The 22,891-nt window shown below is 57.6% G+C and carries 21 protein-coding genes; 4 read left to right on the top strand and 17 right to left on the bottom strand.

All coding sequences use genetic code 11. From position 1 onward, the window contains the following. Nucleotides 1-26: 26 nt before the first annotated feature. The 4 genes from W822_RS39390 to W822_RS39405 form a co-directional block, all read right to left on the bottom strand. Complete coding sequence (locus W822_RS39390) at nucleotides 27-1,820, bottom strand: acyl-CoA dehydrogenase (RefSeq protein ID WP_024006230.1); 1,794 nt, start codon at nucleotides 1,818-1,820, stop codon at nucleotides 27-29. A 150-nt stretch (nucleotides 1,821-1,970) separates the two neighbouring features. Then, nucleotides 1,971-3,113, bottom strand: a complete 1,143-nt coding sequence (locus W822_RS39395) for a CaiB/BaiF CoA transferase family protein (protein WP_024006231.1) — start codon at nucleotides 3,111-3,113, stop codon at nucleotides 1,971-1,973. A 2-nt stretch (nucleotides 3,114-3,115) separates the two neighbouring features. Continuing rightward, entirely contained in the window at nucleotides 3,116-4,096 is a 981-nt protein-coding gene (locus W822_RS39400) for a Bug family tripartite tricarboxylate transporter substrate binding protein (protein ID WP_024006232.1), read from the bottom strand. A 72-nt stretch (nucleotides 4,097-4,168) separates the two neighbouring features. Next, complete coding sequence (locus W822_RS39405) at nucleotides 4,169-5,842, bottom strand: acyl-CoA dehydrogenase family protein (RefSeq protein WP_031243130.1); 1,674 nt, start codon at nucleotides 5,840-5,842, stop codon at nucleotides 4,169-4,171. 109 nt (nucleotides 5,843-5,951) lie between these two features. Here W822_RS39405 and W822_RS39410 point away from each other — a divergent pair, with 109 nt between their 5' ends. Further along, entirely contained in the window at nucleotides 5,952-6,839 is an 888-nt protein-coding gene (locus W822_RS39410; protein WP_024006234.1) for a LysR family transcriptional regulator, read from the top strand. An 84-nt stretch (nucleotides 6,840-6,923) separates the two neighbouring features. Here W822_RS39410 and W822_RS39415 read toward each other — a convergent pair whose 3' ends face one another. Genes W822_RS39415 through W822_RS39460 form a run of 10 tightly spaced genes read right to left on the bottom strand, consistent with a single transcriptional unit; the run spans nucleotide 6,924 to nucleotide 16,535 of the window. Further along, nucleotides 6,924-7,259, bottom strand: coding sequence for a DUF192 domain-containing protein (locus W822_RS39415; protein ID WP_024006235.1), 336 nt, complete (start codon nucleotides 7,257-7,259; stop codon nucleotides 6,924-6,926). Continuing rightward, nucleotides 7,260-8,135, bottom strand: a complete 876-nt coding sequence (locus W822_RS39420) for a type II secretion system F family protein (RefSeq protein ID WP_024006236.1) — start codon at nucleotides 8,133-8,135, stop codon at nucleotides 7,260-7,262. Nucleotides 8,136-8,143: 8 nt separating this feature from the next. Further along, complete coding sequence (locus W822_RS39425) at nucleotides 8,144-8,962, bottom strand: type II secretion system F family protein (RefSeq protein WP_253272310.1); 819 nt, start codon at nucleotides 8,960-8,962, stop codon at nucleotides 8,144-8,146. A gap of 23 nt (nucleotides 8,963-8,985) precedes the next feature. Next, the gene (locus tag W822_RS39430; RefSeq protein ID WP_024006238.1) at nucleotides 8,986-10,866 is read right to left on the bottom strand and encodes a TadA family conjugal transfer-associated ATPase; all 1,881 of its coding nucleotides are present in this window, start codon (nucleotides 10,864-10,866) and stop codon (nucleotides 8,986-8,988) included. Next, nucleotides 10,863-12,383, bottom strand: a complete 1,521-nt coding sequence (locus W822_RS39435) for a type II and III secretion system protein family protein (RefSeq protein ID WP_024006239.1) — start codon at nucleotides 12,381-12,383, stop codon at nucleotides 10,863-10,865. The genes W822_RS39430 and W822_RS39435 overlap by 4 nt, the downstream gene beginning before the upstream one ends. Further along, on the bottom strand, nucleotides 12,380-13,336 hold the full coding sequence (gene cpaB / locus W822_RS39440; protein ID WP_024006240.1) for a Flp pilus assembly protein CpaB: 957 nt from the start codon (nucleotides 13,334-13,336) through the stop codon (nucleotides 12,380-12,382). Before cpaB ends, W822_RS39435 begins: the two co-directional genes overlap by 4 nt. 15 nt (nucleotides 13,337-13,351) lie before the next feature. Then, nucleotides 13,352-14,068, bottom strand: a complete 717-nt coding sequence (locus tag W822_RS39445) for a hypothetical protein (protein ID WP_024006241.1) — start codon at nucleotides 14,066-14,068, stop codon at nucleotides 13,352-13,354. A 37-nt stretch (nucleotides 14,069-14,105) separates the two neighbouring features. Next, the gene (locus W822_RS39450) at nucleotides 14,106-14,828 is read right to left on the bottom strand and encodes a hypothetical protein (protein WP_024006242.1); all 723 of its coding nucleotides are present in this window, start codon (nucleotides 14,826-14,828) and stop codon (nucleotides 14,106-14,108) included. A gap of 1 nt (nucleotide 14,829) precedes the next feature. Beyond that, a complete protein-coding gene (locus tag W822_RS39455) occupies nucleotides 14,830-16,239 on the bottom strand; it encodes a hypothetical protein (RefSeq protein WP_155848167.1) in 1,410 nt (469 codons plus the stop codon). Nucleotides 16,240-16,250: 11 nt separating this feature from the next. Beyond that, on the bottom strand, nucleotides 16,251-16,535 hold the full coding sequence (locus W822_RS39460) for a Flp family type IVb pilin (RefSeq protein ID WP_024006244.1): 285 nt from the start codon (nucleotides 16,533-16,535) through the stop codon (nucleotides 16,251-16,253). Nucleotides 16,536-16,780: 245 nt separating this feature from the next. Here W822_RS39460 and W822_RS39465 point away from each other — a divergent pair, with 245 nt between their 5' ends. From W822_RS39465 to W822_RS39475, 3 genes are read left to right on the top strand one after another with little or no spacing between them, the layout of a single operon-like run. Further along, nucleotides 16,781-17,692, top strand: a complete 912-nt coding sequence (locus W822_RS39465; protein WP_253272311.1) for an amidohydrolase family protein — start codon at nucleotides 16,781-16,783, stop codon at nucleotides 17,690-17,692. Nucleotides 17,693-17,699: 7 nt separating this feature from the next. Then, complete coding sequence (locus W822_RS39470; protein ID WP_024006246.1) at nucleotides 17,700-18,317, top strand: DUF4286 family protein; 618 nt, start codon at nucleotides 17,700-17,702, stop codon at nucleotides 18,315-18,317. Next, nucleotides 18,314-18,883: a carboxymuconolactone decarboxylase family protein gene (locus tag W822_RS39475; RefSeq protein ID WP_024006247.1), complete on the top strand. Its 570-nt coding sequence runs from the start codon at nucleotides 18,314-18,316 to the stop codon at nucleotides 18,881-18,883. Before W822_RS39470 ends, W822_RS39475 begins: the two co-directional genes overlap by 4 nt. On the opposite strand, the gene W822_RS39480 is transcribed toward W822_RS39475, so the two are convergent. The 3 genes from W822_RS39480 to W822_RS0123865 form a co-directional block, all read right to left on the bottom strand. Next, on the bottom strand, nucleotides 18,864-19,556 hold the full coding sequence (locus W822_RS39480) for a Crp/Fnr family transcriptional regulator (protein ID WP_024006248.1): 693 nt from the start codon (nucleotides 19,554-19,556) through the stop codon (nucleotides 18,864-18,866). The two genes, W822_RS39475 and W822_RS39480, sit on opposite strands and share 20 nt — an antisense overlap. A gap of 103 nt (nucleotides 19,557-19,659) precedes the next feature. Next, the gene (ung, locus tag W822_RS39485) at nucleotides 19,660-20,331 is read right to left on the bottom strand and encodes a uracil-DNA glycosylase (protein ID WP_024006249.1); all 672 of its coding nucleotides are present in this window, start codon (nucleotides 20,329-20,331) and stop codon (nucleotides 19,660-19,662) included. Between the two features lie 55 nt (nucleotides 20,332-20,386). Next, a complete protein-coding gene (locus tag W822_RS0123865) occupies nucleotides 20,387-22,687 on the bottom strand; it encodes a PIG-L family deacetylase (protein ID WP_024006250.1) in 2,301 nt (766 codons plus the stop codon). Between the last annotated feature and the right edge of the window lie 204 nt (nucleotides 22,688-22,891).

Genomic DNA, 22,891 nt, shown 5'->3' on the forward strand with positions numbered 1-22,891 from the left:
GCAAATCCCGCAAGCTCCTGGGCAATTTACGAGAATACCGCTGAAAACGCTTCCTGTACCTGGTCCCCGGCTTTGACGGCAGAGGACAGGGCCAGCGATTTTGGCAGCAGATGCGCGGCATAAAAGACCGCCGTGGCGATCTTCTGGCGGCCAATGTCGGACGTACCTGCCCGGCTTTTAAGTGCGGCGTTGGCCAGATGCCAGCCGGCATGTACATAACCTGCCAGCATAAGGAAAGGCACGCTGCCAGCAAAGGCGCTGCGCAGATTGCCCTTGCCGGCAAATTCAAGAGTCGCATCCAGCGCGTTCTGATACGCCTGCACGGCAATTTCCAGTTGTGCGCCGATAAAGGCGAGCGCGGCGTCATCCTGGTGCTGGTTCAGTGCGTTGACCGTATCGCACATGGCGGCGATGAACCCGCGGCTCACTTCCCCCCCGTCCCGCAAGGTTTTGCGTCCGATAAAGTCATTGGCCTGAATGGCGGTGGTACCTTCGTAGATCGGCAGAATGCGCGCATCGCGGTAGTATTGTGCCGCGCCGGTCTCCTCAATGTAACCCATACCACCATGCACCTGCACGCCCAGGGATGCCACTTCGACCGCATTTTCGGTAGAAAACGCCTTGACGATGGGAACGAGATATTCGTACTGCGCAAGATGCTGCTTGCGTGTTTTTTCATCGGCATGCTGATGGGCCACATCGTTGCACATGGCCGCGTACAGGGCAATGGCGCGGGCACCTTCGGTCAGCCCGCGCATGGTCATGAGCAAGCGCTGGACATCGGGATGGTGGTCGATGGTCACGGGTCCGGGCGAGCCTTCGAGCAAATTGCCCTGCACCCTATCGGCCGCATAGGCTGTTGCCTGCTGGAGCGCGCGCTCTGATACGGAGATGCCCTGGATGCCCACGTTATATCGCGCCGCGTTCATCATGATGAACATGTACTGCAGGCCGAAGTTTTCCTGCCCGACCAGATAGCCGATGGCGCCTTCGCCCACTTCGCCCTTGTCTGCGCCGTACAGCAATACGGCCGTCGGGCTGCCGTGGATGCCCAGTTTTTCTTCAACGGAGGCGCACCAGACGTCATTGCGTTTGCCGAGCGTGCCATCTTCATTGACCAGGAATTTGGGAACCACGAACAGGGAAATGCCCTTGACGCCTTTGGGCGCGTCCGGTGTGCGCGCCAGCACCAGATGAACAATATTTTCCGCCAGGTCGTGCTCGCCATAGGTAATGAAAATTTTCTGGCCGGAAATGCGATACGTACCGTCGTCCTGCGCAATGGCCTTGGTGGTGAGCAGCGCCAGATCGGACCCGGCCTGCGGCTCGGTCAGATTCATGGTGCCTGTCCAGCGGCCTTCGAGCATGGGCGGTACAAAGGTTTTCTGCAGCGTTTCACTGCCGGCCTGAGTGACCGCCTCGATAAAACCATCGGTCAGCAGCGGACACAAGGCGAACGACAGATTGGCCGCGTTCAGGTTTTCGGAAATGGCGGCGGAGATCAGCTTCGGAAAGCCCTGTCCGCCCAGCTCGGGAGAATGCTGCAGTCCCTGCCAGCCACCTTCGCCAAAGGCCTTGAACGCCTGGGCAAAGGAAGCCGGTGTGGTAACCTGCCCGTTATCCCATTTGGCTCCCTGCTGATCTCCTTCTTTATTGGTAGGCGCCACCACCTCCTGGACAAACTTTGCGTTCTCATGCAGGACCGCATCAACGATGTCATCACTGATTTCTTCGTAACCCGGCAGAGTCAGCACCTGTTCAAGCAGGCCCATATCTTTAAGGTTGAAGAAAATATCGTCAAGAGGTGCTTTATATGTCATGTTTGTCTCGTGCAATTATGTTGAAGAAAATAAGGACGAGCGATGCAGCAACGACATAGCACATGCGCCGGGCATCGATCTTTTCAACTCATATTACACCATCCGCAATACCGGCACTAGACAGCGCGCTTCAAACCATGTTTGAAAGCATTATTTCAGTCCGTACTCCCGGTTGTGCTCACCGAAAGCCGGTGGCAACGAGCGTAAACCGCCAGGCGTGCGCGATAATTTAATGGGCGTGTTGATGGCGCGATAGCTACCCTGCTCGATCACCATTTGACGATGGCGCGTATGAGGGTGCGCAAGCAACTGAGCCACATTGTTCACCGGTGAGGCCGGCACGCCGGCCTTCATCAATTGATCGGCAAGCGGCGCTGCGTCATGCTCGGCAAGAACAGAGGACAGGGTATCGTGCAACTGTGTCCGGTGTGCCAGACGGTCGGCATTATTGGTAAAGCGCGGATCTGCTGCAATATCGGGCCGACCAAGTTCGGCACACAGCATCGCAAACTGCCGGTTGTTTCCGATGGCCAGAAACAGCTCGCCGCTGGCTGTCGGGAAACTTTCATAGGGAGCAATATTGGGATGCGCATTGCCGGTCAGCCCTGGTACCTTGCCGCTGGCAAAATAATTGGGCGCATGCGGATGCAACAGAGAGACAGCGCAATCGAACAATGAGATATCCAGATACTGCCCTTTGCCGCTGGAGCGACGTTCGTTCAAGGCCAGTAAAACCGCGATCGCCGCATTCAGTCCGGTCACCATATCGACAACCGGCAGCCCTACCCGCGTCGGACTGCCGCCTTTTTCTCCGTTGACACTCATCAAGCCGCATAACGCCTGAGCGCAGGCGTCGTAGCCAGGCAGACCGCCCAGCGGACCATCTGCGCCGAAGCCGCTGATGCAGCAATGAATGAGCTGCGGAAAGGCTTGCTGTAACTCGTCCTTGCCCAGGCCCCATTTCTCCAGTGTGCCTGGTTTGAAATTTTCGATGAGTACATCGGCGTTAGCCAGTTGCGCCCGCAAAAACTGCCGCCCGGCCTCTGTCGTCAGATCCGCCGTCAAACCCTTTTTATTCCGGTTCACTCCCATAAAGTAGGCGGCGGTATCCTCAATAAAGGGCGGCCCCCAGGCGCGCGTTTCGTCTCCGGTCGGCGGTTCGATTTTAAGTACCTCGGCGCCATGATCGGCCAGGATTTGCGTGCAGTAGGGTCCGCCCAGGACGCGGGTCAGATCCACCACCCGAGTGCCGGTCAGTGAAGCTGGCTGGGCAGGAACAGGGCTTGCAGTCATAATTAATTCAACTCGATTGAAGCGTTACTGATGACGTCATGCCATTTGTTCACTTCGGCATGAATAAAGGTCGCCAATTCTTGCGGCGTTTTTTTATCGGCTTCCACAATACCCTGGCTGGTGAGCGTGGCCTGGATATCGGGCTCGGCCATGGCGTTGCGGAAAGCGTCATTTAACTTTTTGACTACCGGTTCAGGCATGCCGGCAGGACCGACGATGCCAAAAAAGACACTCACGTCGTACCCCTTCAGCCCCTGCTCTGCGATAGTAGGCAAATCGGGCAGCGCCTTGGAGCGCTGGCCGGCGGCCAGGCCCAGCGCGTTCAGCTTGTGGTCGTGAATATGCGGAAGCGCAGTCAACACATCGGTAAAGGCCATGGATACCTGCCCGCCCAGCAAGTCATTGAGTGCCGGACCGGTTCCTTTGTAGGGCACATGCAATATCTGCGTGCCGGCCATGGAATTGAACAGTACGCCAGCCAGATGCGAAGACGCGCCGGTGCCTGACGAGGCGTAGGTCACCTTGTCGGGATTGGCCTTGGCGTAAGCGATCAGTTCCTGCACATTTTTTGCCGGCACTTTGGGATTGACGACCAGGATATTGGGCAAATGCCCGATCTTCATAATTGGTGTAAAACTTTTCTCCGGCTGGTAGCTCAGCTTCTTGTACATGCTGCTGTTGATTGCCAGCGGGCCGGACGTACCAAACATAATGGTGTAGCCATCGGGTTTGGCCCTGGCAACGTATTCGGCGCCGATATTACCGTTGGCGCCGGCCTTGTTTTCCACTACGATAGTGGTCCCCAGTTTTTTACCCGCCCCTTGCGCCAGCCTGCGCGCGAGCGCATCCGTCGGTCCGCCTGGCGGATACGGCACCACCAGTTTGACGATTTCTGATGGATAGGTGTCGGCGGCGTTTGCCACCTGGGCGGCTGCCAGACCGGCCAGCAGGCTCGCCACACTATAGGCAAGGATTTTTCTCATTGCTTGTCTCCGGGTTGCACGCCCCTCTTATCAGGATCGGGCGTTTTTTTTAAAATAAGTGAAATGGACAGATCACAGGGCGTAAGCCATCAGTGCCTGCAAGTCTTGTTCTTGCTGCATTGGCGCGAGCGGATCGCGCGGCGCCAGGCGATGCAGCAGCACCTGATCGGCCAGGACAGCCCGTGATTCGAGGCCGGCATGAGCCGCTTCCCAGCGCATGCCGGCAAGCGAGATCACGTGATACAACGCCGAGGCCACCTGGCGTGCCATGACAGCACTATCATCATCTGCCACCTTTTGTGCCAGGGCGAAGGCGCTGTCGATGCACTGCCTCTGTAAGGCCTGCAGCGGCTGTGTGCATGCGACACCTGTATCCAGCAAACGCTGAACATGCGTCTGCAGGGCAGCCAGCCCATCACTCTTGCGAATGGCGCGCAAGACATCCAGCGCCACAATATTGCTGGTGCCTTCCCAGATCGACCCCAGGTGCGCATCGCGCATGAGACGCGGCTCCGACCATTCTTCGATATAACCGCAACCGCCGCGCACTTCCATGGCATCACCGGTCACCACCCGTGCGTCGCGGCACGCCCGGAACTTGATCAGTGGCGTCAGAATACGCACCAGGTTTCGGGAAAACTCATCGCCGCCATCGGCCTTTTCCAGCGCAACAGCCGTCTGGAACATCACGGTACGGCCCTGCTCGGCGCGCATCATCATCTTGGCTAATTGACGCTGCATCAGGGGCATCTCTATCAAGCGCCGGCCGAAGGCTTTGCGGTTGCTGCAAAAGTACACCGCCTCGCTCACCGCCCTGCGCATCAGACCTGCCGCACGCATACCGTTGGATAACCGGGAATTGTTGATCATATCGGCCATTTGCTGAAAACCTTTACCACGCGAGCCGATGAGCCAGGCGAATGCGCCTTCGAGCCTGATTTCACCGCTGGCCATCGAGCGGGTCCCCAGCTTGTCTTTCAAACGCAATATCCGGTATTGGTTTGGCGTGCCATCGGGACGTTGTTTGGGCAACAGAAACAGGGAGACGCCTTTGAGTCCCTCTGTCTGTTCGCTGCGGGCCAGCACCATGGCAAAGCCGGCATCTGGGTTGGAGCAGAACCATTTGTCGCCGGTAAGCCGCCAGTGCCCGTCTTCATGCGGCTCTGCCACGACCTGCGTGGCGCTGACGTCTGACCCGGCAGCCTGTTCAGTCATAAACATGGCGCCTTGTTGCAAATCGGCAAAATCGGTGGCCGTCACTTGCGGCAGGACCTGCTCGACCAGGGCCGGGTCACCGAACCGTTTCAGTGTTCTGGCCAGAGAGTCTGTCATGCTCACCGGGCAACACAAGCCAAATTCTGCCTGTACGAACAAATGCGACAACGCATATTTGGCCACGGGCGGAAAGGGCTGATCCCAGCCCAGCACACCGGGTCGGTGCGACATGGCGGCCAACCCGAGTTTTTCATAGGCTATTTTTTCCAGCTCGACATAGGCCGGATGCTTTGTAATGACGCGAGCATCCTGCCCCTGGCGATCGCGCACGGACAGCTGGGGCGGGTTCTTGTCCGCCGTATCGGCCAATTCATCCAGGCGGGATCCGACCGCTGCCCCGAGTTCGTCAAAAACCGGAAGCAGATGCGCATACAGCGGCGCGGGCAGATACGCCTTGAGCAAGGCACTGGAAAACGGATCCAGTGTGAAAAAATTGCTGCCCCGGCTGTCGGGAATATTGTTGTTGTCCATGTAACTACCCTCCTGAATCCAAATTCATGTGCACAGCGTAAGTAAAACCATGTATATTTGGAAATACTATTTTTATTTAGATCTATATATTTAATGTATAGATACTGCCATGGACCTGGATCTTCGCACGCTTCGATACTTTGTTGCCGTCGCCGAAACGCTCAATTTCAGCAAAGCGGCGGCGCGCCTGAATATGTCCCAACCACCACTGAGCCTGGCCATCCGTCAGCTCGAAACCCAAATGGGCACGCGTTTGTTCGAGCGCAACAGCAGGCATGTCAGTCTCACGGCGGCAGGCGCCATGCTGTATAAGGAAGCGCTGTTTCTGCTCAGTCATGCCGGGTCATTGAAGAATCGGCTGCAACACACAAGCGACCATGGGCGTCTGCGCATCGGGTTTGTCGGATCAATGGTCTATCGCGGCCTGCCTGCGCTGCTGGATCAATTGCGCGCGGGACGGGAAGACATCAATATTGAACTGGCCGAATCCAACTCGGGCGACATTGTGGACAAAGTCGCCATGGGGCATGTCGATCTGGGATTCATCCATAGCAACCAGGTTCCGGCAGAGTTGCAGGACGAGATCATTTTTACGGAACCCTTTGTGCTTTGCGTTCACAAAGACAACCCGATACTGAAAAAACCAGCGCCCACGCTGACTGATTTCAGCGACCAGCGGTTTATCTTTTTTTCCCGTCATGTGTCGCCCGTTTATTATGAAATTCTGCTGTCTTTGTGTATCAGCGCAGGGTTCTTTCCCCAGGCCGTCGACGAAACGCGTCACTGGCTCAGTATCCTGAGCCTGGTATCTCAGAATATGGGCGTCTCGCTGGTGCCGGCCTGTATGAAACAGTGCGGGCTGCCTGACCTGCGCTTTATCGAATTCGAGCATTCGCAGCGGTCAATTACATCTGTGATATGGGCGAAACAACGCCGCGATCCGGTTGTGGACCAATCACTGGAAACGATCCGCAGGTTCTATGAACTCGAAAGATGACAACGGTCCTGTGGCATTGCGGAAATACCAGGCAGGTTGGGATTAGGCTGCGTAGTAGTCCGGACTCAGGATTGGGATTGGGCATTAGCATTGACTACGGTCAGGAGCGGAACCAGTAAACAGCGATGCAACAAGGTCCTGCGCCTGCGATGCCGGGATGGTTCCCGCTTTCAACTCAAGCACGGAACGGGCGCGCCAGTGCCATGCAACCCGGCATGGCACGAGCGCTTCTATCATCCTGAGCACGCGCAATTGATCGTCCAGGAAAATCACGGACAAGGGAAAACGCATGCCGAACGTGTGGACGGCATTGCAGGGAACCAAATGAAAAACACGGCCAGAATCAATTGCCGGCTTTCCCATCAGCCCCAGCAGGCGCAAGGAAAAACGATCCAGCGTGATAAGTGACCAGGTATGCATCTATAGGCCCGATTGCAGTATTTTCATGGCGACAGGAAAGGCCAGCACGATAAAGGTGCAGGGAAAAATACAGAAAATAAGCGGCAACAGCATTTTTACGGGCGCTTCCAGTGCCCGTTTTTCGGCCCGATTGAAACGCTCCCGCCTGCGTTGTTCGGATTGCGAACGCAATAGCGGACCGAGACCCATCCCCATTTTTTCAGCCTGCGCAATCGTGGCCACCCAATGACTGACTTCGACTACACCGGTGCGCAGGCCCATTGCCCTGAGCGCTTCGACGCGCGGCCGTCCGGTACGCATCTCACTCAGGCAATAACGCAACTCGTCTCGCAAAATACCGGGCGGGCACAGTTCAGCAGTTTGATGCAGTGCGCCCTGAAGGTTCAGACCGGCTTCTACGCACAAGGTTGTCATATCCAGGAAAAACGGCAGTTCGCGCAATACCCGATCCTGCCGCTTTTGGGCACGATCACGCAGCCACAACAGGGGCAGAGCCGATCCCGCTGCCGCCATCACACATGAAATAAACAGGACGAGCAGCGGATCCCCGAATACGTGATGCCGTTGAAACACAACCGCGCACACGAAAACAATGCAGCCAGCCAGACCCTGTATCCCGGCAATATGATCGATCTGCGCGTCGCGTTCCAGGCCGGCGTGACGCAAGAGCGACAACAGACGTGTGCGATAGGTCCATGGCATCCATGGCAACAGGGTTCGGCCCAGTCCGTGTATCCAGGGCCACAGCAATACCAGCGCCCTGCTTTGCTGATACGCTTGGGGCGTCGCGATGACGCGGCGGGCAGGCGACAGGAGCAGATAAAGACAAAGACAGAATGACAGACCGGTCAGTATGCAACTTATCCAGACGATCACGTTTACTCCTATACATCAATATTCACAATTTTCAGAATGAACCAAAGGCCCAGTGTTTCCAGGAAAAGAATGAGGCCCAACACCAGCCATCCTGCCGGGTGGTGCCACATCATTGCCATCGCCGCAGGATCCAGCGCATTCAGGACCAGCATCAGCACCAGAGGCAAGCCGGCCATGACCCAGGCCTGCATCTTGCCCTGCGATGTCAGGGAACGAATTCTGTCCTGTATCTGCAAGCGGGACTGCAGTGTTGTGGCGATGCGCTCCAGCGCTTCGGCAAGGTTGCCGCCGCTCTGGCTGGCAATCTTCAGCGCCGACACAAACAGGCCGCTCGCCTCCGAGGGCATGCGCAGCAACAGATGATCCAGACTTTGCTCGAACGGCACGCCCAGCCTTTGCTGTCGTTGCATGAGCGCGAACTCCTGGGACAGCGGCGGCACCGCTTCTGCAGTCACCCGCGCCAGCGCGGCATGCACGCCCGCACCAGCGCGCAGGGCTGCAGCCAGTGCCAGTAACATGTCCGGCAATTGGCGATCAAACTGTGCAAGGCGCCGCTGGCGCATCCTGTGCACCAGGCGATTGGGTAAAAGAAAAACCAGCACGCCGACCATTCCGGCCAGCCACCACAGCCCGCTTATTGCCCAAACAGCGAGCGCCAGCAAAAACGACAGCACGATATGGCCCGACCACAACGCGGACGGATCGATAAACACGAAAAAATCCTGCAGACGCTGCGTGGTCTCCGTTTTGATGCGCATCTCCCGGTCCTTCAGCATTTTGCCAAATACCCTTTGCAGCAAAACAAAGACAAGTGCAATAAAAATCATGATACAGATCAGCGCCACCCAAATCATGATGCATGACCCTCTGGAAACCCTTTACCGGTGATTGTCGCGTGAGCAGACGACACGAACGTATTGGCGCCCGGCGTAACCGCCGTACGCTGGTTGAACATGGACATATCGATGTTCACACCCTGATCGCGCAAGGCATCGAAACAGTCCGGCATCATCCCCTGTCCCACGAACGCACCCGTTCCCTTGCGATCAAATCTAAAAATTTCCTGCGATTTAATGATGCCGCTTTCCAGTCCGCATACTTCCGTAATCGAGGTGATGACTCGCCGACCGCAAGACAGCCGGCTTTGCTGGATGATAAAGTCAATGCTTGAGGTAATTTGCTCGCGAATGGCAGCAAGTGGCAACGCCATGCCCGCCATCAGAATCATGGTTTCCAGGCGGGCCAGTGCATCTCTGGGGCTGTTCGCATGCAGGGTTGTCAGAGAGCCTTCGTGGCCGGTGTTCATCGCCGAAAGCATGTCGAAGGCCTCAGCGCCCCGGCACTCGCCCACCACAATTCTGTCGGGGCGCATACGCAGAGCATTTCTGACCAGGTCCCGAATCACGATCTGGCCTTTACCTTCCGTATTGGCGGGCCGCGCTTCAAGCGAGACCAGATGTTCATGATTCAGTCGCAATTCGGCGGCGTCTTCGATCGTAATAATGCGCTCGTGTTCGGGTATGCAGTTGGACAGAATATTGAGCAAGGTGGTTTTACCTGAGCCCGTTCCACCGGAGACAATCAGATTCATGCGATTGGCCACGCACAGTTCAAGAAACTGCTGCATGGCCGAATCCAGCGACCCCAGACGCAACAGGTCGCTCATGCCCGGCCGAAAATCGGGAAACTTGCGGATAGTCAGACTGGCTCCGCGCAAGGCTATAGGGGGAATAATCGCGTTGACCCGCGAGCCGTCTTTGAGTCTGGCATCGACCATCGGCGAGCTTTCATCAATCCGCCGCCCAAGGGGCGCCACAATACGTTCAATCACACTGAGCACCGATTGTTCGCTACTGAAGGCACCGGCATGACGCGTCAGCCGGCCCGATTTTTCAATATACAGTTCATCGTATCTATTCACCATGATTTCAGTGACCGCCGGATCGGCCAGCAAGGGTTCCAACGGCCCCAGGCCGATCGCTTCGTTCAGCACATCCTGCTTGAGACGTTCCCGGTTGATATCAGGCGACAGTGTCAGATCTTCTGCCAGGATGCGATCAAGCATACCGGCCGCTTCCAGGCGCAACGCTTCATCGGACATCTGCGATACATCCTTGCGACGCAAATCCAGCGCCTGCAACAGGCGCGAATGCAGTTGCAACTGAAGATGCCGGGCACGGACAGCAGGCAGCTGCGTGTCCGGGATTGCCGCTTGATCAGCGCGAACCCTGGATAAAGATAGACTACCCGTATCAGCTTCGCCGGCTTGCCGCGCTATAAGTTCAGATGTCGCCGCTGCCTCAGCGACAGCCCCCTCCCGTGATCGCTGTAACCGTGGTTCTGAAGGATCCAAACCTGAAGGATGCATGGCAGCAGTCTCATCGCTTTTGTTGCTACCCAGCAGGTCCGGAGGGTTGCACTGCATGTCGGCGCGATCACCCCATCCTATATCCTGAACGATCATACGACACGGGCCAATGAGTATTTCATCTCCCAGGGTCAGCGGCCCGTACTCCGTGATACGCAGGCCATTGACAACCGTCCCGGCCAACGATCCCAAGTCCTCAAGAAACACCCCGACGTGCCGACGAAGCAGACGCGCGTGCTGCTTGGCCACACGCCAGCTGCGCAAATGGATCGCGCAGTCCTTTTGCCTGCCGATCATGGCGGGCAATGCGAACTGTTGACGCTGACCTGCGCCGTCTTCAAATTGCATGTCCAGAATAATCACTTTGCACTCCCTCTGACAATGTCATCGAAATCAGGCAAGCGCAAACGCAATACCGGCTTCCATCGGGACTGCCGTGCGCGGATGGGTACAATGGCCCTGTGTGGATTACGCTGCTCATGGATGTCGGCCGGTCTTTCCCGAGAAAAATGCCACGACTGCCCCGGCGGCACCTGTATCGGATACGCTTGGGGCGACGAGCCGTCAGCAGTATTGGACATCGTCGGCGTAACGGCATTTACTGGCATGTTCAGCACGGGCGTCTGCCCGAAGGTCTTATCAATTATGGCCCGCGATCGTGCCGCGCGTTGCTGCAAATCATGATGGTCGGCCGACACCACTACCGGTCGAACAAAGATGGCCAGTTCCGTTTCGTTACGCTGAAAGCGGTTGGAACGAAAGAGCGCGCCAAGAATAGGCAGATCACCCACGCCGGGCAATTTGTCGGCATTGCGGAACTGGTCACGAGATATAAACCCGGCCAGCACCAGTGTCTGGCCGGACTGCACGTTGAACTCGGTTGAGGTGCGTCGGGTTTTAAGCGCCGGACCGCCATTAACGGCCATGGAGGCATCCACCGAACTGACCTCGACATCGATTTTGGAACGCACATTACCGTTTTTCTGGATGCGTGGCGTGATGTGCAGACTGACCCCGTACGGTTTGAACACGGTCTGATTCTGTCCGTTCCTATCCGTTGTGACGTAAGGCACTTCGCCCCCGGCCAGAAATTCTGCGGTGGCGCCACTGCGCGCCATCAACTGGGGCTGCGCCAGCACGACCGCCTGCCCTTCCTGGGCCATGGCCTGTAAAGAGGCCGACAGCAATGCGTTCAGACCGAAGTACCCCGCCGGTGCGGTCGCCTTGAAAGGAATGGCCAGTACGCTGTCACCGGGACGGGCCGCAAACCGTGACGATCCTGTATCCCAAACCGCCCCCATGGCAAGACCGCCGGCGCTGCCGCCCCATTTGACGCCCAGGTCCTGCAGGACGTTGCGCGGCAACTCCAGAATTTGCACATCAAGCAATACCATCTGATCCCAGCCGATCTGGCTGGTCATGTCGACGATTTGCGGAAAATGCCGGGCCAGTACCCGTAATCGTTCGCGATCTGCATCGCTCAGATCGTCTCCTTCGACAATTATTTTGTCGCCCACCTGCGTACTGCGGATTCTGCCGATAGAATTGAGCATGCGCCGGATCTGATCCTGCAGTTTCTGCTCGCCCGCTGCCCGCACCTGTACGTGAAATTGACGACTCTGATTGTGTTTGTCCCAGATATTGAGCACGGTCTGCCCCGCTTCGCGGGCAAACAGCACCAATTCATTTTCCCCATCGGTCACGGCATTGATGATTTTTCCGTCCCCGACCGCCACCCGCGCCAGATCGGTAAATGGCAAGACTTTGACGTCACCGGCCTGCAAAACAATGTCAGAACTTGCCTGAGCGTAAGCGCCCGACGGGAGCACGACGCCGCTGAGTATAGCCAGAGAAAAGGGAAGAACAGAAGATGATTTCATGGCGTATCCTGCGTGCGAGTGGACTGAATGGCACCTTCGGCGTTGGGCAGCGACTTGATCCAGGCGCTGACAATCTCTTCGCTGTCGGGCAGTTCAAAAAGGCCTCTGGACTGATCCGGCACCACCACTGTGGTCGCGCCGGCGAGTGTAGGCAAGATTTGTTGCGGCTGATTGCCGTAGATCACAGCAGGACGCTGCCGCGACATTGCCAGGGGCCTGGCGATGCCCAGCAAAGTAGCCAGATCGCCCTGCACACCTTTGTTGCTGGCCTGTGCGTCTTGTGGATGGCGCAGCAATGCCGTCAGCGTGCCGGCCTGCCGCGCGGCCACCAGCCTTGCTGCTTCTTCAGGCGAGGTATCCAGCGTGACGGTCGAATAGCCCGTGCCGGCAGCATCCTCTGCCGGTTTATTCATCTGGCTTTCCCCGCCTGTCGCCAGCACCAGCACGCCCTGCAGCAACGGTGCGGTGATTTTTTTCCTGCGATATTCGAATGACACATACAGATCAATCAGATCGCCGGGCACCAGCATGCCCGACACCGAATTGATGGCATCCACCGGAATGGTAATGGCGCGCCGACCCGCCCGCACTTTTTGCGAAAAAGCCTGGTGCCTGGCCGATGCCACGTTCGCGCGCAGCAGAATATCGCCTTTGCGAAGCGCCGTGGTAATCACTTTGCCTTCGATGCTGCCGGCCTCTTCCGGAGGCACACTGCCGCTGGGCGCCCAGCGGACCGGCACTTGCGTGACCGCCAGGTGCAATGATTCCAGTCGCAGCCCTTCGGGTAAATCGTAATCGGCCACGATGCGGCTGACCGTAGTCACTTTGGCCTGTTCATCCAGGGCCCGGATATGGTCCTGGATATAGCGGCGCGCAAACCAGGCTGCCGCCAGCCCAGTCGTGATTGCAGCAATCAGAAGCACCCCGTTGCGGCTGAGTTTGAATAAACGCATGTTTGATCTCCTGCCTTACCACAGCTCATCCGGCGCCGTCAGATAGAGGGCCGTATCGGCGTTCGCGCGGTCCAGAAAATACTGAAGCGTACGACCATGGCGGGCCCAGCTTGAAAACCCGCTGCCCGCGTGCTGTCTGACCCAGTGCGCCGCAACCAGCTCAGCCTCCAGGACATTGGCAAGCTGCTTTTTCTCACGCTGTGGGTAGAGATAAATCTGATGACAGTTGCGCTGTCCATCGACATAGCAGATGTCCATTAGCAGACGCCCGCCTGCGGGGAGCAGGGGCAAATAACGAGGCCGGGTCGGCACCCATGCGTTTGGATCCGTCCCCAATCGAGTGCCCGGCGCCAGCTTTACAGCGCTGAGCAGGACCTGGCTGTGACGGGTATGGACCAGATCAATGACCAATTGCAGGTGCGCTCCAGACTGCTCGCCGCTAAAAAAAATCTGATTGCCGACACGGGTGAAACGGGAAAAAGGCGCAGGCAGACTGTGCAACTGCTGCATGAAGGGCTTGATCTGATCCTTGATCTCCAACACAACAAACGCAGACGGCATACCGAACAGACTAAACCGGGTTGGTGCGTCAAGCGGACTCAGGTGCAGTTGCCGGGTCACGTCGAGCAATACCTGCACCAGCTCACCGTCTACAGCCGCACTGACCGCAGCGTGAGCGCAAGGCATCCACGCAGTCAATACAAAGAGCGTTTTCATCCATACATGCTTCATGTCAGCTTCCGTCTATTCATTTCAACAAAGTGATCTGTCAAGGCTTTTTCCCCGCCCAGGGCATAAACCAGTCAAGAACGGGTCGCGCACGATGCCAGGGCGAATCGACCGGCATGGCAGCCGCTGCGATGCGCTCGGCAGCGGCATACGAAGCCTGGGCCGCCTGGCGCCAGCCTGATTCGGAACCGGCAGCCCGCTCATGCGCCCCGTTCGTATCTGTTGAATGGCCAGCGTCAGTCAGAATGGCGGTGTGTCTGCGCAATAACAAAGCGATGGTGTCGATGAATCCCAGGGTAAGGTCTGCACGTTCTGCGTTGGCCGACCGCTCTGCCCTGGGCGTGCCAGCTTGCGGGCTGATGTCGAGGGAAACTTGCGCAATACCCGTATCTTGCAATCCCCATTCCTGACGCAGGCGGCTGGCATGCCGCTCACTGACACCGGGCTGGCCTTGCGGGCCCAATTGCATCGATCTGCTTATGGCCATATGCACCTGCCCTGGCGGCACAAGTGCCCTCGCATGCCGATTGCGCCAGCTCGCGTGGGGTCCGGCAAAAAAGCGGGGTGTCACACGGTCTTCAGACAGGCTGCCAGCCCGCGCCAGTTCAAAGGCGCCGAACCGGCTGGCATGCTGGCCGGCAAGCGCCACATCCTGCAATCGGAGCAGCCATGTGCCCCCAATCCACAAGGTAAGGATGCCAAGAAGCACGATCAGACCTTCCACCAGCGCCTGTCCCTGTTGCTGTTGCTGTTGCTGTTTCATATCAAAATCCCTTTGTTGTGCGTGGCGCGATGAGACGCGCCTGCCAGAACGGGTGCCATGTGCCCGGTTGCTCATGGATATAACGCCCATGATCACTGGCCGGTTCAAAGAAAGTATCGGCCGACGCCGCAACCGACAGGGCTGGCTGGTCGGAAAACGCTTGACTGACATGGAGGGTGAACCCCAGCGATTGATCGCGATAACCGTGCCGCAAGTCGTAATAGGGAACCAGACCGCCCCCTTTCCATTGCCGTTTGCCCATCACCGCCCGGGTATTGGCCAGCGGATTGGCGGTGCCGGTCAAAATATCCCAGTCGGTCGCCTGAGTTACCCAGCGCCAGAAGTCGACATCGGCAAAATCGTCGGGGGCGTCTGACGCGTGCGGCATGTCGGCACCGGGCCGGATGGCACGCCCGGGAATCCAGCCCCACCCCATGGGGTATTCACGGTAATAGCAACCAATGTACTGATTGCTTCGAAGCGCGTGGTAGGACAGCGTGTCGCTTGACTGCCAGTTGCCGCTGGCGTCCAGCCGCGTCCGGCCACGCCGCCGCAGTTCATGGCGCAGGGTCGGGCATTGATAATGCACCTCCCAGTTATTGCGCACGGTCTGGTCCCGCACATCCAGAAAATCGTATAGCGAGACAACATCTTCGAGAAAGCGACGATAGTGGGCGGATGGCATCTGCCGCATCGTGAATGATCGGTCATGATGGTTTTCGACTACCCAGTTCAAGGGCGCGGTCTGGTCTGCGGGATAGCGCAGCGGAACAGGTGACTGGCTGTTTCCGGCAGCCGTCTGCGGCAACTCACTGCCCTGCCATACCGCGCTGCGGGGATAATTTGCCTGTAGCACCCGGGTCATCGCCTGGTCCCTGCTGCTGTCCATATTGTCATGGATGGCGCGCGCGGCCGCCAGCAGCACCTGTCGGACAATACGATCATGTTGCGCAAACAAACGGGACAGTTCTCCACCCGAACGCGCCATGCCACTCAGTGCCATCCCCCCGGCAGAGGCAGCGTAGCCAGACAGGTGCCGCGCGCCGAACATCATGCCGATCACATGAGCGGGTGGATTGAATGTCGTAAATTGCCGCCCCTGCGCAGACGCAAACAGGCTCCAGGACCCCAGCGTCACCAGATGCGCCATCGCAACCTGATGGGCCGTCTGGGTCAGGTTGATGTAGGCCTGCATATTCAGCGCCCGGGCCTGCACCAGCGCGCCGGAATAGGCGGCCGCATCTGCCGCATGCAATAATCGGGCCCGACGCCCGACCACCTGGCCGACGCCAAACTGATAGATCATGGCAACAGCCAGCAACACGACAAGCAGCAAGCCCAGTACCATGGCTTGTCCCTGCTGGGACTGCAGCGCCCGCAATTGCCGGGGATTCACGGTCAGCGTTTCCATGACAATTGCAATCACTGTCCGGCGGCCGCTGATCCGGCCGCTTCGGCATTGCCGGTGAAGTTTTTAAGTGATTTCGCAGCGCTCTGCCCTGCCGCCTGTTCCGCCGCCGCACGCGCAGCCTGCGATTGACTGGCGCCGTCTTCCCCGGCCAGTTCTTTGGCGATGGCGGCGGTTTGCGAGCGCAGGGTCTGGCCGAAGAGTTGAAAGACGGCAATAGCAGAAATAGCCACCAGGGCAACAACGATGATGTACTCGGTCATGCCCTGCCCTTGCTGCTTTTTTAAACGATCCCGCATGGTTTTCCTCCGGTTGATTGATGAGGAAGACAGTGTGCCGCGACCTGCCGGGCGGCACAATTGGCAGATTCCGACTGCGATGATTTCGCGGGCGGGCGCTTGCGAAGGCTCACGACCCTGACGGTTTATACGTTTTGCGCATAACAGAATTCAAGGCACGGCCATTGCGCCCGCGCCGACGGGCGGCTAAGATGAACCATGAAAAAAACAGCCTGTCAGCAACCTGTCCACAAGCAGAAAGTCATATGAGCAGCAAAAAGGATTCAAGCATGTTCGATTGTGCACCGGCCAAAAAACACACCGAAAATATCACCTTCGATGTGCCTGCCGATGCCTGTGACAGTCATTGTCATATTTTTGGTCCGGCCAGCCAGTTCCCCTTCGACCCCAAGCGCTCCTACACGCCGCCCGATGCCGGCTATGACGACCTGAAAGCCAAGCAGAACAACCTTGGGTTGCACCGTGCCGTGCTGGTCCAAGCCAATTGCCACGGCTACGATATGTCGGCAATCACAAACGCCATTTCCCGGAGCCAGGGACAATATCGCGGCGTTGCCCTGCTGCCGCCCGACGTAACCGCCACCCGGCTGCAACAATTGCACGAGGAAGGAATACGGGGCGTTCGCTACAATTTTGTATCGCACCTTGCCGGCGCCACCATCGACGAGCTGCAGACCATGGCCCAAAAAATTGCGGGGCTGGGCTGGCATCTTTGTATCCATGCCGACGAGACTTCATTGCTTCGTCTACTGCCGGATCTGCAAAAACTGACGCTCCCTTTTGTCATCGATCATATGGGACGAATTGATATCAGCAAGGGACTCCAATCCGATGCGTTCACTGCGCTGCTGCAGTTATGCCATCACCCGCAAGCCTGGATCAAAGTTTCCGGCGTGGATCGTTTATGCGGCGGCACCGAGCCCTACACCGCAGGGCAACCCTTCATGCGGGCCATTATCGATGCCATGCCCGAGCGCACACTCTGGGGCACAGACTGGCCGCATCCCAATGTCACAGGGCCAGTGCCGGACGATGGCCAGTTGCTTAATATTTTCGGCGCAGTCTGCCCGGACCCCGCGCTGCGTCAGCGGATTCTTGTCGACAACCCGCAGGTGCTCTATCAGTTTGATAGCCAGCCCACGCGTCACTCAGGATAAATAAACGATGCCCACCGTCATTGTCATACGCATTCCCAACAAACACCTGGACCGGCAGCAATGTGAAACACTGCTGCGTCCTGTCATCGATGCCCGGCACAACCGTCTTCATCTGTGTCACGGCGCCGAGACAGAAGAGACCTATATTTATTTGTCTGACTCTCTCGGTCAAGCAATAGCCCCGGATACGCCCCAGGCCGGCTCTGCGAATGAATCGACAGACCGGCTCGCCACGCACGTCTTGCGCCACTACCCCGACGCCTGCGCTGACCTGATGGATGTCACGCTGGATTTGGCTGGCCAGGCCCAGGGGCACACGCCCGCCTGGCATTATGTTGTTGAAACCGATGTGGATGCCGAAGCCGAGAACGACTTCAATCATTGGTATACGCAAGAGCATATGCCTGGGCTGGCCGCCGTGCCCGGCACCATCCGCACCATGCGCCTGTTCAAGCGTGATGGCGCGCCCCGGTACCACGCGCTATATCTGCTGCAAAACAGGGAGACCTTCGGCTCTGCCCCATGGCTGGCCGTACGCGCAACCGACTGGAGCAGCCGCGTGCGCCCGCACTTTCGCAATACCAAACGCACCATGTTTACCATTATCGATGAAGGAATACGATGACACGCCTCACAGCGCCGGATCCGGCTACCCTGAACGAACATCAGCAGCGCGTCTATACCGCCATTGCGGCCGGACCGCGCGGGCAGGTACGCGGACCGCTGGCCATCTGGCTGAACCGACCCGGCCTGGCGGAACACGCACAGGCTCTGGGACAATATTGCCGTTACGACTCCAGCCTGTCTACCCGCCTGTCTGAACTGGCGATCCTGACCATGGCCGTGTTCTGGCAGGCTGAATTCGAATGGTGGGCACACAAGCCCATTGCCCTGAAAGCAGGCGTGTCCGCACACGTGATCGATGCCCTGATGACCGGTGACCAGTCCATTCCCTTTGAGCGCGAAGACGAACGGGTCGTCTATGAATTTGTAAATACGTTGGTCAATACACGCAATGTGCCCCAATCGCTTTACGACACGGCAATCGCCGTGCTTGGCCAGGATAACGTGGTCGATCTGGTCGGACTTGCCGGATACTACACACTCATTTCCATGACGCTGAACGTATTTGAAGTCGGCTTGCCGCCGGATGCCCGCGCCGAACTGACCGTCAACTATCGTAAGTCCTGAGCCGTTCAGGGTCGGGAATGGTCACGGCCCTGCCGTCGATCAGGATTAGTTGTTCCGCGGCTAATTCGCGCATGATGCGCGAAAAATGTTCCGGCGTAATATTCAGCAGCGATGCAATCAGCGATTTGTTGGTCGTGAAGCGGTATTGGTTGCCCTCTTCCCGCTCCGCGTTCTTGAGAAAATAGTCGACCACGCGTTGCGTGGCTGATTTAAGGGTGTAGGCTTCGATATCCTTCAACAAAAGATACACCCGACTGCTGATATGACTGAGCATGCGCATGGCAAAGGCCGGATCCCGCTGCAGAACCGCAAGCACACTATCCCTGGAAACGTGCAATAAAAAGACGTGGCTGGTGGCCTGTGTCGTGACAAGCGTATCTATTTTGTCCAGAAACAGCTTTTCTTCGCCGAAGCTGTCGCCCGGCCCCAATGCACGAATGACTTTTTCGCCCCCATTTTGCGCGACGCACAGTAATTTGACTGTGCCGTTGACCACCACATGGAAACCTTCACGGGGTGCGCCCTTTTCAATGATGTCCTGAACCAGTGCCCCTTTTTGAAAAAAACGTTGTGTGACCGATCGGGTGATGATTTTCATGCCTGTCGATGACAGGCCTTCAAAAAAAGGCAGACGCCCCAGAAACTCCTGAACAGATAAGCTGCCTCCATCCATACGCTGAATCCTTATTTGACGAATTAGCGCTATTGTGAAAGCATTCTGAAAAAAACATCTTGATACAAATCAATTTGACTGCATGATTCCGATTAAATGTCGCTTAAACCTGCCAATCAATGGGGGGGAAACCGTGCTTTTCGAGATAGAGATTGGCTTTGGAAAAATGGCCACAGCCAAAGAATCCGCGGCTTGCGGACAGGGGTGAGGGGTGAACGCCGGTCAGTACCAGATGCCGTTTCCGGTCGATGAATTCCCCTTTCTTTTTGGCGTAGTTGCCCCACAACATGAACACAAGATGTTCCCGTTTATCGTTGAGCGCCCGGATGACCTGATCGGTAAAGGTTTCCCATCCCCATGCAGCATGTGAATGGGCCTGGCCCGCCTGAACCGTCAAAACCGTGTTTAACAGAAGAACCCCCTGTGTGGCCCATTTTTCCAGATAGCCATGATCGGGCATCGTAAATCCCGGAATATCGGTTCTGAGTTCTTTGTAGATGTTCAGCAGGGAAGGCGGAATCCGCACCGATGGCTTGACCGAAAACGCCAGCCCGTGCGCCTGATTCGGCCCGTGGTAGGGATCCTGCCCCAGAATGACCACCCTCACCTGTTCCAGCGGCGTCAGGCGAAACGCACTGAATGTGTCGGCCTCCGACGGATAAATGGTCTGTCCGTTTTCCCGGGCCTGCCGAACACGTGCACGCAAAGCACCAAAATAGGGTTTCTCTTTTTCGGAGCCGATGGCGTCGGCCCAGCTTTGGACAGTCTCGTTCATGGTATGGACCTGACATGCAGGACGGGGCGGTTGCACAGAGCGCCCATTGTACCAATTATTGCCCCAATCGCTCCAGAAGGTTGCCCGATTGAACCGGCAGCCCCGGGACAGGCCGTTCCTGCGCAGGTTGGGAATTGCCAGATGGCTGTTGTTGCTGTTGCTGTTGCTGTTGCTGTTGCTGTTGCTGTTGCTGTTGCTGCAGCTGCTGTTGCGCCTGTTCCTGTTCAGGAATATCGGTCGATCCATCGAAGGAGTGCCCACCGTAGAAAGGTGGCGCAATCACCGTAGCCGCGTCCTGCCACTGGCTGCCATTCAGACGCAAGGCCGCATATTGCTGGATCCAGCGGTTGTCGCCGGCCTTTCGCGCGTACAGCATCACACCTTCAGCGGTTTCGACCAGTGCGGGGACCGAGGCAAACGGTCCCTTGATCCGCTGTTCGGCTGCATCGATTTGCGTCCAGATCGATTTGCCCGTCCGGCTCATGGTCGCCACCACCAACTGGCCCGCTGCGGTTTTCAGCAAGGCCGGCGCCCCCTGGAATTCGGGCCCCTCGTCCTCAATTGAAGTCCAGTTCAGGGTGGGCTTCTGGCTCGTTCCACCCAGCGTGCCGGTGGCCAGATACAAACGTCCGTCCGGCCGGTTGCGGTAATAGGCGAGCAAGGTGTTGTGGTCCATGATCAACGCGGTGAGCCCGCCCTGACCGTCTGGCCCGTTTACAGGCCTCCAGGGGCTCCAGCCCCCTTTTTCATCACGCGCACTAAGCTCGAACTCGCCCTTGAGCGTTTGCGCCAGCACAAACTGTTGCGTCCCGTTGGCAAGGTATGCAAAGGTCTGGCTTGCTGTTTTCAATACAGGCAAGCGCGTTTTGCGCCAGATGAGCATATCGGAAGAGCGCAGATGATAATAGTAGCCATCGGCGCCCAATGCCACCGCCTCGATCTGCCGTTTTCCCGCTAGCACCTGGGGCTGGGTGGTGAGCAGTAGCGGCAGGCGATACCAGGCCGTCCACGAAGCGGGGCCGTTGGGAACCCGGGACGTTGCATGCCGGAAATAAAGTTGCCCCTGCCCGTCACGGGCAAAGACGGCCGGGCGGCCTGCAGGATCGGCAAACGGTTTCACCGACGTAAATACCAGCCCACCCAGCACCGTCCAGCGTTGCTGGCTATCATTCCAGTACACCACGGCGTCGCTGTATTCACCACGGGCAAACAAATTCAATCCTGTCGCTCCGGTATAAAAAGGGGCTACCGGCGCATCGGACTGGCCGGCATAGTACATGCGCTCGGCCCAAAGCGCGGCAGGGCCCAACGGCTCTTTGCAATTTAGCGGCACGCTGCAATAGCGATAGTCATACTGCGCATATAAATTGAAAATACGTGATTTTTCGGAGAGCTGTCGCAGCGTCAGGGTCAGAGGGCGCTCCTGGTTGGGATAATTGACGTAGGAAACCGCTTCGTAGTTTCCCGTTGTGATCGCCATGGCATCGCGCACCAGCCGTGCGGAGGCAATATGGTCCGGATGATCGTGCCCCACGCAGCGCCAGCACAGTTTGCTGTACGGCGTTTCCACGCTATCGTCCATCAGCCGGATCTTGCCCGGCTCGAAGCGCAGAATCAGCGCCGACAAGGTCTTGACCAGCGAATCGCGCGAGTAGGTTTCAAAATAATCCCCCAAAGACTGGGCCCTTTGTTCCGGCTGAATATCCAGGCGGGACAGCGGCGTCAGGTCGCCCCACCCTTTGTCCAGCCAGGGGTCCCGGATTCTCATGAAGACCAGCGAGACGCGCGGGTTTTTCCATAAGGAATACTGGGCGATTTGCACCTTGTTGACCAGCAGCGCTGATGGCACCCAGGTATTGGCTGCGCCCGCCATCAGCGCATAAGCCGCGCGCACCCCATTCTCGCGCTGCGACATATACCCCACGCCCTCACCCCGCTCTCCCGCGGTCAGATACACCACCTGGACACACCCGCCCGCGCGAATGGTATCGTGAATATCCGGATTCATGAAAAGCAGATCGTCGTCTTCGTGTGCGACAAAGATCTGATCACGCCTGCCATGGCATTGGGTCTGTGTTTTGTTTTTGTCCGCCGGTGCGACCGCCGCCCTGAATTTGATTGCGGGCGCCGGCGACGATGTCTGAGCGTGCTCAACGGCTGACGGCGACTCTGCCTTGAGTTTTACGGCAGGTATCGCCACGGCTGCCGGGCTGCGCTTGGCTGCCGATGCTGCCCCGGATGCGTTTGCTTCAACCGCCTTTGCGGTCGGCATGGTAAGCGGCAGACTGATCAGTGCCACCAGAACAATCCGGCACAGCCACCCGGCAGGCAGAGACGATGGAAACACGGTCAGCATATGAACAAAATGATCATGAGAGAGAAGTCGACGCCCGGATCTCGACCTCGCGCAATAGCGTGGTGCAGCCGGGCAACGCTGGCGAGCATCGATTGTAAGAGAAAACGCCCTCTTGTTTGTGTCGCTGCATTTCAATACTGCCCCGCGTCGTAAAAATAAGACAAATCGACGCGGTTGCGCGTTCGAATCAACACCTCTGTCTGC

Source organism: Advenella kashmirensis W13003 (assembly GCF_000506985.1).
Lineage (GTDB): Bacteria > Pseudomonadota > Gammaproteobacteria > Burkholderiales > Burkholderiaceae_B > Advenella > Advenella kashmirensis_A.

Coding starts and splice junctions, on each gene's coding strand:
- W822_RS39390 (WP_024006230.1), bottom strand. CDS start 1,820: ATGACATATAAAGCACCTCTTGACGATATTTTCTTCAACCTTAAAGAT.
- W822_RS39395 (WP_024006231.1), bottom strand. CDS start 3,113: ATGACTGCAAGCCCTGTTCCTGCCCAGCCAGCTTCACTGACCGGCACT.
- W822_RS39400 (WP_024006232.1), bottom strand. CDS start 4,096: ATGAGAAAAATCCTTGCCTATAGTGTGGCGAGCCTGCTGGCCGGTCTG.
- W822_RS39405 (WP_031243130.1), bottom strand. CDS start 5,842: ATGGACAACAACAATATTCCCGACAGCCGGGGCAGCAATTTTTTCACA.
- W822_RS39410 (WP_024006234.1), top strand. CDS start 5,952: ATGGACCTGGATCTTCGCACGCTTCGATACTTTGTTGCCGTCGCCGAA.
- W822_RS39415 (WP_024006235.1), bottom strand. CDS start 7,259: ATGCATACCTGGTCACTTATCACGCTGGATCGTTTTTCCTTGCGCCTG.
- W822_RS39425 (WP_253272310.1), bottom strand. CDS start 8,962: ATGATTTTTATTGCACTTGTCTTTGTTTTGCTGCAAAGGGTATTTGGC.
- W822_RS39435 (WP_024006239.1), bottom strand. CDS start 12,383: ATGAAATCATCTTCTGTTCTTCCCTTTTCTCTGGCTATACTCAGCGGC.
- cpaB (WP_024006240.1), bottom strand. CDS start 13,336: ATGCGTTTATTCAAACTCAGCCGCAACGGGGTGCTTCTGATTGCTGCA.
- W822_RS39445 (WP_024006241.1), bottom strand. CDS start 14,068: ATGAAGCATGTATGGATGAAAACGCTCTTTGTATTGACTGCGTGGATG.
- W822_RS39450 (WP_024006242.1), bottom strand. CDS start 14,828: ATGAAACAGCAACAGCAACAGCAACAGGGACAGGCGCTGGTGGAAGGT.
- W822_RS39455 (WP_155848167.1), bottom strand. CDS start 16,239: ATGGAAACGCTGACCGTGAATCCCCGGCAATTGCGGGCGCTGCAGTCC.
- W822_RS39460 (WP_024006244.1), bottom strand. CDS start 16,535: ATGCGGGATCGTTTAAAAAAGCAGCAAGGGCAGGGCATGACCGAGTAC.
- W822_RS39465 (WP_253272311.1), top strand. CDS start 16,781: ATGAGCAGCAAAAAGGATTCAAGCATGTTCGATTGTGCACCGGCCAAA.
- W822_RS39470 (WP_024006246.1), top strand. CDS start 17,700: ATGCCCACCGTCATTGTCATACGCATTCCCAACAAACACCTGGACCGG.
- W822_RS39475 (WP_024006247.1), top strand. CDS start 18,314: ATGACACGCCTCACAGCGCCGGATCCGGCTACCCTGAACGAACATCAG.
- W822_RS39480 (WP_024006248.1), bottom strand. CDS start 19,556: ATGGATGGAGGCAGCTTATCTGTTCAGGAGTTTCTGGGGCGTCTGCCT.
- ung (WP_024006249.1), bottom strand. CDS start 20,331: ATGAACGAGACTGTCCAAAGCTGGGCCGACGCCATCGGCTCCGAAAAA.
- W822_RS0123865 (WP_024006250.1), bottom strand. CDS start 22,687: ATGCTGACCGTGTTTCCATCGTCTCTGCCTGCCGGGTGGCTGTGCCGG.